This is a genomic window from Cognatishimia activa, assembly GCF_001458335.1.
Taxonomy (GTDB): Bacteria; Pseudomonadota; Alphaproteobacteria; order Rhodobacterales; family Rhodobacteraceae; genus Cognatishimia; species Cognatishimia activa.
Window position 1 is genome coordinate 52,766 of sequence record NZ_CYTO01000018.1, and the last position, 8,355, is coordinate 61,120.

General features: G+C 53.8%; 10 protein-coding genes. 3 read left to right on the top strand and 7 right to left on the bottom strand.

What is annotated here, in order from left to right; translation table 11 throughout:
• From TA5113_RS09065 to TA5113_RS09085, 5 genes are all read right to left on the bottom strand, one after another.
• Nucleotides 1–627 (bottom strand): SDR family NAD(P)-dependent oxidoreductase (locus tag TA5113_RS09065; RefSeq protein ID WP_106686081.1); only part of this gene is annotated, 627 nt, incomplete at its 3' end.
• A complete protein-coding gene (locus tag TA5113_RS09070; RefSeq protein WP_058122123.1) occupies nucleotides 624–2,246 on the bottom strand; it encodes an acyl-CoA synthetase in 1,623 nt (540 codons plus the stop codon). The genes TA5113_RS09070 and TA5113_RS09065, both read right to left, overlap by 4 nt.
• Complete coding sequence (locus TA5113_RS09075; RefSeq protein ID WP_058122122.1) at nucleotides 2,243–3,409, bottom strand: acetyl-CoA acetyltransferase; 1,167 nt, start codon at nucleotides 3,407–3,409, stop codon at nucleotides 2,243–2,245. Before TA5113_RS09075 ends, TA5113_RS09070 begins: the two co-directional genes overlap by 4 nt.
• Before the next feature lie 28 nt (nucleotides 3,410–3,437).
• Complete coding sequence (locus tag TA5113_RS09080) at nucleotides 3,438–3,842, bottom strand: PPC domain-containing DNA-binding protein (RefSeq protein WP_058122121.1); 405 nt, start codon at nucleotides 3,840–3,842, stop codon at nucleotides 3,438–3,440.
• A 1-nt stretch (nucleotide 3,843) separates the two neighbouring features.
• Nucleotides 3,844–4,386, bottom strand: coding sequence for a PPC domain-containing DNA-binding protein (locus tag TA5113_RS09085; RefSeq protein WP_058122120.1), 543 nt, complete (start codon nucleotides 4,384–4,386; stop codon nucleotides 3,844–3,846).
• 200 nt (nucleotides 4,387–4,586) lie between these two features.
• Between TA5113_RS09085 and TA5113_RS09090 the strand changes: the two genes are divergently transcribed.
• Together TA5113_RS09090 and TA5113_RS17195 are read left to right on the top strand one after the other, a co-directional pair.
• The gene (locus TA5113_RS09090; protein WP_058122132.1) at nucleotides 4,587–5,048 is read left to right on the top strand and encodes an Lrp/AsnC family transcriptional regulator; all 462 of its coding nucleotides are present in this window, start codon (nucleotides 4,587–4,589) and stop codon (nucleotides 5,046–5,048) included.
• A 924-nt stretch (nucleotides 5,049–5,972) separates the two neighbouring features.
• The gene (locus tag TA5113_RS17195; RefSeq protein ID WP_245627126.1) at nucleotides 5,973–6,329 is read left to right on the top strand and encodes a hypothetical protein; all 357 of its coding nucleotides are present in this window, start codon (nucleotides 5,973–5,975) and stop codon (nucleotides 6,327–6,329) included.
• Between the two features lie 99 nt (nucleotides 6,330–6,428).
• Here TA5113_RS17195 and ygiD read toward each other — a convergent pair whose 3' ends face one another.
• Together ygiD and TA5113_RS09105 are read right to left on the bottom strand one after the other, a co-directional pair.
• Complete coding sequence (gene ygiD, locus TA5113_RS09100) at nucleotides 6,429–7,250, bottom strand: 4,5-DOPA-extradiol-dioxygenase (RefSeq protein ID WP_058314194.1); 822 nt, start codon at nucleotides 7,248–7,250, stop codon at nucleotides 6,429–6,431.
• Between the two features lie 57 nt (nucleotides 7,251–7,307).
• The gene (locus TA5113_RS09105) at nucleotides 7,308–7,730 is read right to left on the bottom strand and encodes a DoxX family protein (RefSeq protein ID WP_058314198.1); all 423 of its coding nucleotides are present in this window, start codon (nucleotides 7,728–7,730) and stop codon (nucleotides 7,308–7,310) included.
• A 128-nt stretch (nucleotides 7,731–7,858) separates the two neighbouring features.
• Between TA5113_RS09105 and TA5113_RS09110 the strand changes: the two genes are divergently transcribed.
• On the top strand, nucleotides 7,859–8,355 hold a 497-nt coding region (locus TA5113_RS09110), incomplete at its 3' end, for a LysR family transcriptional regulator (RefSeq protein ID WP_131726475.1).

The following is an 8,355-nucleotide window of genomic DNA, read 5'->3' on the forward strand; positions in this document are numbered from 1 at the left end:
GTGCATTGGTACGCGATTTTCCCAAGCTTCGCGTGAATTGGTCTTGTGCATCCGTTCTACAAGCGGCGTATTCACTGGCCCAGGCGCAATTGCGTTTACGCGTATCCCCAAGGGCGCAAGCTCTGTCGCCATCACACGGGTCATTTGCAGCACGCCGCCTTTCGAAGCGCCATAAGCCACTCGGCCCGTATTTCCGGTTAGACCCGACACTGAGGCAATGTTGATGATCGAGCCTTCGCCGCGCCTGACCATGTGTCTGGCCACTGCCTGGGATACCATGAAGCTGCCTAGTAGGTTGATATCAATGATTTTGCGGAACAGGTCCATCTTGGTGTCGAGTGCGGGCACATCCGCACCGATCCCTGCGGAATTGACGACGCCAGTAATCGCATGACCGTCTGCCTCAAACCGATCAATCAGACTGTTGACAGCGTCCTCATTGGACACATCCAGCGGTTCACAGATCAACCGATCACCGGCTTCCGACATATCGGCCTTTAAATCTGCCAGTGCACCCTCGGAGACGTCAACGGCAATAGCCGTCCAGTCCCGCGCCAAGACGCCTTCGACGATACCGCGCCCGATGCCAGACGGCCCGCCTGTGACCAAAATGGTGAGGGTTGTCATGATGCAGTATCCTTTTGGGCTGACGGGATCACGCCTTGCTCGACGAGCTGGGCCTTGATCAATTTTTTGGTGATTTTTCCGTAAGCCGATTTAGGGAGCTCGGGCCAGAATTGAACCGTCTTCGGCATTTTGTAGCGCGAGACTTTGCCATCCATCCAAGCGAGGAGTGCATCAGCATCGATGGCCGTATTTGCTGTGCAAACGGCGATGCCGACCTCCCCCCATTTGGGGTCGGGTACACCGACAATGGCGACTTCGTCCACGGCGGGGTGTTGTAAGATCTTTTCTTCAATCTCGCGCGGGTAAACGTTTGACCCGCCGGAAATATACATGTCGGAGGCACGGCCTGTGATGAACAAGAACCCTTCGTCATCCAGGTGACCAAGATCTCCTGTCAGGAACCATCCGTTACGAAAAGCTTTGGCATTGGCCTCGTCATTATTGTAATAGCCCGCAAACACGGCAGGACCGCAGACGGCGATCTCTCCGGTCTCACCCGATTTGACCATTCCGCCCTTTTCATTTTGAATGGAGACCTGCATCGCGGTGCGCTCAAATCCGCAGGTGCCGACTTTGACGTCCGGCCCGTCCTCTGCCGCGTGCAGTGAGGGCGGCAGGACTGTGATGTTGCCTGTCACTTCGCCCAAACCGAAATACTGCACGAGCACGGGCCCCAGTTTTTTCAGCGCCCGCTTCTGATCTTCGCGGTACATGGGCGCACCGGCGTAGATGATGTAGCGCAGCGAACTGCGGTCGTATGTGTCGACAGCTTCGTCGTCGATCAACAAGTTCACGATGGTTGGCACTGTGAAGACGTTCGTGACAGACCAGCGTTCAATCAGCGACCAGATTTCATCCCCGTTGAAACCTGCGCTACGTGGCATGATGGTTTTGACCGACCGCGCCGTGTTCACAAGTTGATGGATCCCGGCACCGTGTGACAACGGGGCCACGACAATAGAGGCATCCGCCTGCGTCGTGCCCGGCATCAGGTCGCAAAGGTGGTTCGTGATGACAAAGCCCATTTGGCCGTGTGTCAAGACGCCTGCCTTCGGACGCCCCGTTGTGCCAGACGTGTAGAAGAACCAGCAGGGGTCATCATGTTCGACCTCGGCAACCGGAAAGTGATGGCCAAGGTATGCGGCGATCAAGGTGTCGTAGTCATCCGCCCAAGCTGTGGCACCAATAGAAATCACAGTTTCGATGGTCGGTGCTGCGGTCTTTGACGCCGTCACATGGTCGGGAAAGTCGGCATGGCAAATCATCGCCACCGCGCCGCTGGACTGCGCGAGGTATGCGACTTCATCCGGAGTTTGGCGGAAATTTGTTGGCACCCAGACTGCTCCCATCCGAAAGCAAGCAAACATGCTTTCAAACATCTGGTTGCAGTTGGATGATTGTACCAGAACGCGATCCCCTTTGGTGATCCCTTTGTCCTGCAAGGCAAGACACATCGCATCAACGCGCGCGTCGATCTCGCCCCACGTCCATGTGTCGGCACCCCAAACAAGCCCAATTTGGTGGCCAAAACGGCGGGCGGATTGGCGCAAAACATGGGACAGATTCATCACCCGACGGGTGTGTGGAACAACGCCGCCTTTAGGGACTGCGGCGCTCATTTCGAACGCTCCAAAATGGAGACATAGTTGGCAACAGCAGCACCGCCCATGTTGAAGACGCCTGCTGTCTCAGCCCCTTTTATCTGCATGCCACCGGCATCATCCATCAGCTGCATGCAAGCCATAATATGCTGCGACACGCCGGTCGCTCCAACAGGGTGACCCTTGGATTTCAATCCGCCTGAGGGGTTTACTGGGAGAGTGCCATCCTTATGGGTATAGCCGTCGCGGATAAGGGCTGCGCCTTTTCCGGGCTCAGCAAGGCCCATGGCTTCGTACTCTATCATTTCGGCCATGGTGAAACAGTCGTGGGTTTCGACGAAATCGAGGTCGCCCATAGTGATGCCCGCTGTTTCGCGCGCATCCGCCCAAGCACGCCGTGCACCTTCAAAGGCTGTCGGATCACGGCGCGACAGCGGCAAAATATCATTGACTTGTATACGGGCGCGAAATCCAATGGCACGGGCTGCATCGATTGCAACATCCTCATGCATCAAAACGATGGCAGCAGCGCCGTCTGAGATTAGGGAACAGTCGGTGCGGCGCAGCGGGGCCGCCACGTAGGGATTTTTCTCAGACACGGTTGTGCAAAACGGTACACCAAAGTCTTTTTGCATGTGTGCGTAGGGATTGTGCACACCGTTTGCGTGGTTCTTGGCGGAGATCAGTCCGAGCTCATAGCTCTTATCACCGTAACGTTGAAAATAGCTTTGGGCGATCTGGCCAAAGACACCAGCAAATCCACCAGGGATATCGCCTTCTTCCTTACGATAGGATGCGCTGAGCAAAATATCTCCCGTTTCAGCGACAGGCTTGGCCGTCATTTTTTCGGCACCAATGACCAAAGCAATCTTACCACGGCCTGCTTCAATGAAATCCATCGCTGCATAAAGCGCTGCTGACCCTGTTGCACAGGCATTTTCTAGGTGAACCGCAGGAGTGTAGGTTAGCTCGGGAATGTTGAGCGCAACCAATGCACCCTCCATCCCCTGTTTGGAGAAGCCGTTGTTTAGGACTCCTACAAAAACCCCATCGACGTCTTGCGCATCAACTTCTGCGTGGGACAGAGCGGTTCCTGTAACCTCGGCGATCAACGCCTCGACGTCTTCAGCTTCTAATTTGCCAAACTTTGTATGAGCCCAGCCAACGATCTTAGATGTCATGTATATTTCCATTCTTATCGTGTTTTCTCTAAGCAGCGTGGTCCGCTGGCAGCCATTCTTCCAACGTGACCTCAAAGGTCATGCAGATTGTGTTCCCGCCAGGAATAAACGCACCGCCGTTGACCGTGCCATCGGTGTCCGCGACGACACCAGACAGGGTCGCGGAGATCGCATTGTCGCCGTCCGTGCGGACCTCTCCGGCAATGCTCACAACCTCAACGGCGGGTCCCTTTACCAAGATCTTTGAGCCATCCGATTTGATGGTTAGGCTGGCATCTACAAGGCTGCCTAAAGCACCGCGCACAAACGCATTGCGGAAACCTTGGGCAAGGCAGACCTTCTCGATCCCCCTCACAAGGTCTTCGTTTGGGGATATCCGCGCGTAGGCTACCCGGCCCATCGTTCCGTGTTCTACGATGATAGGTTTCATCATCTTATATGCTCGCAACTGGTTGAAAGAGTGGGATATTTGTTTCGGGATCGTACATCTGGCGCAACTCGAATCCTTCGAACGACGTGACAAGAACCGAAATCGGATCGGTCCCCACAATGGTCTTTTCTGGGATGATGTGCCCACCCATGACTACGCCATCTTCGCGGCGCACCGCGGCATGGCAATGTACCATCGGGTTGTCTTCGCTACTTCGGCCCAATGTCGCGTTGCCAAAAACGAGATAGCTTGCGCCTGCAATGATTGGGTCGGAATATCGGATAACGGCCTCTTTGCGGGGGTCAGGAGGGGCCACGCAGTACTCTAGGTAGCTGAACACTCCCCCCAATACCGTCGTCGATGCACTTGTCACACCGACCTGCCTCAGGGGATGAACCAGAGCGTCATGCAAGGACTTTCCGGGTTGAAGGACGACACGAAAATGGCCGGCAGTATCACTATGCTCACTTTGTATACGGATAGGATTAAATCGACCCGGATGCGCCATTGCTCGGGCACGTTCGTCCGACTGGGAATTCCTAAGCATCACGTCCAAATCCTCCTGATCCGTTTGAGGTTTATACGTGCAAGAAAGTCCTCTATTGCGCAAACTTCATGCAAGTATTTAACTATCCTTGTGTCAGAAAAGAATATTGTAATCACTTTGCAAGGTGGGTTCTTAATGATAAGTGCGTGTATATTATTTTGCATGGTGAATGTGCAAAATGGAAAGAAGAGGAATATTTCATGCAAGTAATGGACGATATCGATTTTCGAATCCTGCGCACTCTGCAATCCAAGGGCAACCTGAATGCAGCTGATGTTTCAAAACACGTAGGATTGTCGCAATCACCCGTTTGGCGGCGGATTGCGCGCATGGAAGAAGATGGCATCATTAAAGACCGTCCGGTCATTCTGGATCCTAAGAAACTTGGTTTTGAGACTGTTGTCTTCGTGAGGATCAAGCTGTCTGCACACGGACGACAATCCATCGAAGAATTCGCAATCAAGGCTGCCAAGGTCCCTGAAATTCAAGTCGTCCAGCTTTTGATGGGCGAGATTGATTTTCGCTTGCGTGTGATCGTTCGTGATCTTGATCATTTCTATGAACTCATGAACCGCGAGTTGGTAACGCTGCCCGGGGTACAAGAAATCCAATCAAGCGTCCTGCTGCACGAGTACAAGAATACGCGCGCTTTGCCGGTTTGACAGTTAAGGCACTTACACTTCCATCCATGAAACTCGAGCTCCGGAGAAGCTTAGCTTGGCAGGTTGAGGAGCCCTTAGCCTAGACGCAAATTGTCGATGTCCCGCAATTGCGTTTCTCATTCAGGAAGATTCGGAAAGCCGACAATCATCGATCGCCATCAAGCGGTAGGCCACAAAACAACATATCTTTTGGGCCTATTTTGCGGCTTTCGAGCTCCACCTTTTGTTGTTTACTGCCCATCCAGCGAGCATGAACTATCCCACCAGAGTCACTTATTTAAAATCTCAAAAATAGATTGGAACGGAACCTTTGCTGGCGCAATGCCGAATGTGCGCGACGGCCTTCACTACGAGCAATCGAATTTCTAGCCATATGATTTCAAATCTTGCTCAACACCGTCCGCCAAGTTTTGGCCAATTCTAACTCTATGAATTTGGAGCATCCGTAATTAACATAAGATCAATTATGCGTAATTTATCAATCATATATTTAGAGTTGCAATAATATACTAACGGAGTCATGTTGACTACGCCCTACTCGATAGGATTCTTCACATGCTTCGCACATTTCGAAAATACTCAATTGTTGCCCTACTCGCACTTTTTGGTTCGTCCGTAGGCCTTGCAAATCGTGTTCAGGCTCAAACGTATCAGATCGACTGCGCAATACTGCTATGCCTCTCTGGCGGCTGGCCAGCGTCAGTTCCGTGCGCCCGTGCCCGCGCCGAATTCATCCGGAGGATTACTCCCTGGCCAATCGAACCTCCATTGCAGATTTGGCGGTGCCCGATGGGTGCATCCTATGATCCAGTTACCCCGTCGGATAATCGAGGTCGTCTCTACGATATTTTGTTCACTAGTCAGAACCGCCCCCGACCACTTTTGTCACCTGCAAACAAACCGCTGACTACTGAGAATGCCGTCTTGAATCTTGCCGGTCCAAAGCCTGACCTACTGCCGGAAGAATTTGCACTCCAGCTGGTCCAAGACCGCGCTGACATCGACATTAGCGGCCCAGAATTCAATTTCGTCCGCTCAATCCGCGTTTATGACGTCCTGATTGATGACGACCGAGACGACGGGGATTGCGATAGGTATGCGCGTGTCCGGATCGGAAGTTATGACACACAAGGAGGTTTCAGTTGGAATCGAGCCAACAGGAGCGCCATTCCAACGGCATTCGGACGCACCAGTCATGGGTGTTCCCTCTTCGCCAGAGCGGTGTTCGTGGAATGGCGAGACTATGTTGGGAACTATGGCTTTGAGCGGGTCGATTACTAACGATGCGTAAGGTCCATTGTGTAATCCATATGCACGCACTGCCCTAACCTGCCAACTGGGGCTTCGCACGACAATAGAATTGGCCTATTGCGTGGATTGTCAGGCTCTGTGAAATACGAACGACCGCATAGAGACCGAACCCAGATCGATGGCATCTGTCATGAACGTCAGTTCGTCCTGCGAGTCCGAAGCCCCCGCGATGGTTAGCGCCGGCAAATAGTGGTCTACTGTCGGATGAGCGCGCGTTAAAAGTGTGCCGAGAGCCTTTCTGTCACCCAGTGCCGTAAAATCGCGATCCGTCAGTCTATCGGAAAAGAGTGTGTCAAACTCTAGCGCAAAGTCCCGCGGTTCGCTGCCGGCATGCATTTCACGAAGATTGTGCACCACATTTCCCGAGCCAAGGATCAAGACGCCCCTGTCCCTTAGTGCCGAAAGTGCCAGGCCAATTTCAAGTTGATGATCAAGGTCACGTGCCATGTCGACCGAAACTTGGAAGACCGGCACGTCAGCCTCAGGGTAGAGAAACTTCAGAACAGCCCAGGCTCCGTGGTCGAGGCCCCAAGTGTCATCTTCCTGTGCTCGGTGACTTGCAAGAAGCGCGACGGCCTCGCTGGCAAGTTCCGGATTGCCATGGGCGGGATATTGTTGCTCATACAGCGATTTGGGGAAGCCGTAAAAATCGTGGATTGTGCGCGGCATTGCAGAGAAATCTACCAGAGTAGTTCCCTTGGTCATCCAATGAGCCGAGACGACGAGGATTGCTTTTGGTCGCGGCAGGCTTTGTCCGAGGTCGGACCATGCGCGGCTGTACTTGTTGTCTTCAATCACGTTCATAGGGCTGCCGTGACCAAGGAAGACGACCGGCATACGGTTGGATGGCGCGAAACTATCCTTCAGATCTTGGAGACTGTGGGTTTTCATGTTCGGCTCCTAGGAAAGTGCCGGGCCGCGACAGCGCAGCCCGAGCTTTGGTTGTGCTTAGGCGAACTGGCCAAGCGCTTTTTGAAGACCCGGGATCCGCAGTGCAAATGCGCCGCTCCCGAGTGTGGCAATCACACCCTGTATCACGGCCCAGAAGAGAGGAAACTCCCAACCACCACCCTCGCTGGAAAACAGGCAGCCATTGCCAGAGTGCACCCAGGTAGCGCCAAGCAACACGGGGATCAGGGCGAGTGAAACAAGGCGTGTTCCAACGCCCAAGATAAGAGCTACACCACCGGCGATCTCAGCAAAGATCGTCAGGTATGCCAACAGTCCTGGCAGACCCAGGCTTTCGAAGTAGCCGACCGTACCGGCGATGGTGAAGACGCTGAGCTTGAGCCAGCCATGAGCTATGAAAAGGAGGCCGCTTGAGATGCGAAGCGCGAAGGCGGCGTAATCGGTGTTGGTCTGTGTGGTCATGTCGAATTCCAATCGAGAAGCTGCCGTTGTCGCGGCGTGTCTTTGTAAAGCGTACATACACCCTCAATGTGCCCCCCTAAATGGCGAAGGTGTTGAATGACTATCCACAAAATGTTCTTAATAGACATATGGATGTTCTTGATCAGATCCGCGCATTCGTCGCCACGGCTCAGTCTGGCTCGTTCACGGGCGCCGCTGAACAACTCGGTATATCGAACAGGCTGACCTCAAAATACGTGGCAGAGCTTGAAACGCGACTTGGGGTTCGCCTGTTTCAACGCACTACACGGAAGGTCGGGCTGACGGCTGCAGGCGAAGACCTACTGGCGCGTGCACCGCTGCTGCTAGAAGATTTCGATGATCTCTTGGCTGAGGTCTCTGAAGGACCGCGCGGACTGACCGGTGTCGTGCGTGTTTCGGCGCCGGTCACTTTCGGCGAGATATACGCCGCCGGCATGCTCGGTCGATTCGCCGAGACCCATCCCGATCTGTCAGTCGATCTGAGACTCAGCGACACTTATGTCGACCTGGCCACTGGCGGGATCGACGTTGCATTCCGCATCGGGAGCTTCGACTTGGCATCTTTCAAAGTGCGTCGGCTTGGAACCTTCCGGAGCGTTCCCGT

Coding starts and splice junctions, on each gene's coding strand:
- TA5113_RS09070 (WP_058122123.1), bottom strand. CDS start 2,246: ATGAGCGCCGCAGTCCCTAAAGGCGGCGTTGTTCCACACACCCGTCGG.
- TA5113_RS09090 (WP_058122132.1), top strand. CDS start 4,587: ATGCAAGTAATGGACGATATCGATTTTCGAATCCTGCGCACTCTGCAA.
- ygiD (WP_058314194.1), bottom strand. CDS start 7,250: ATGAAAACCCACAGTCTCCAAGATCTGAAGGATAGTTTCGCGCCATCC.
- TA5113_RS09080 (WP_058122121.1), bottom strand. CDS start 3,842: ATGATGAAACCTATCATCGTAGAACACGGAACGATGGGCCGGGTAGCC.
- TA5113_RS09085 (WP_058122120.1), bottom strand. CDS start 4,386: ATGCTTAGGAATTCCCAGTCGGACGAACGTGCCCGAGCAATGGCGCAT.
- TA5113_RS09105 (WP_058314198.1), bottom strand. CDS start 7,730: ATGACCACACAGACCAACACCGATTACGCCGCCTTCGCGCTTCGCATC.
- TA5113_RS09075 (WP_058122122.1), bottom strand. CDS start 3,409: ATGACATCTAAGATCGTTGGCTGGGCTCATACAAAGTTTGGCAAATTA.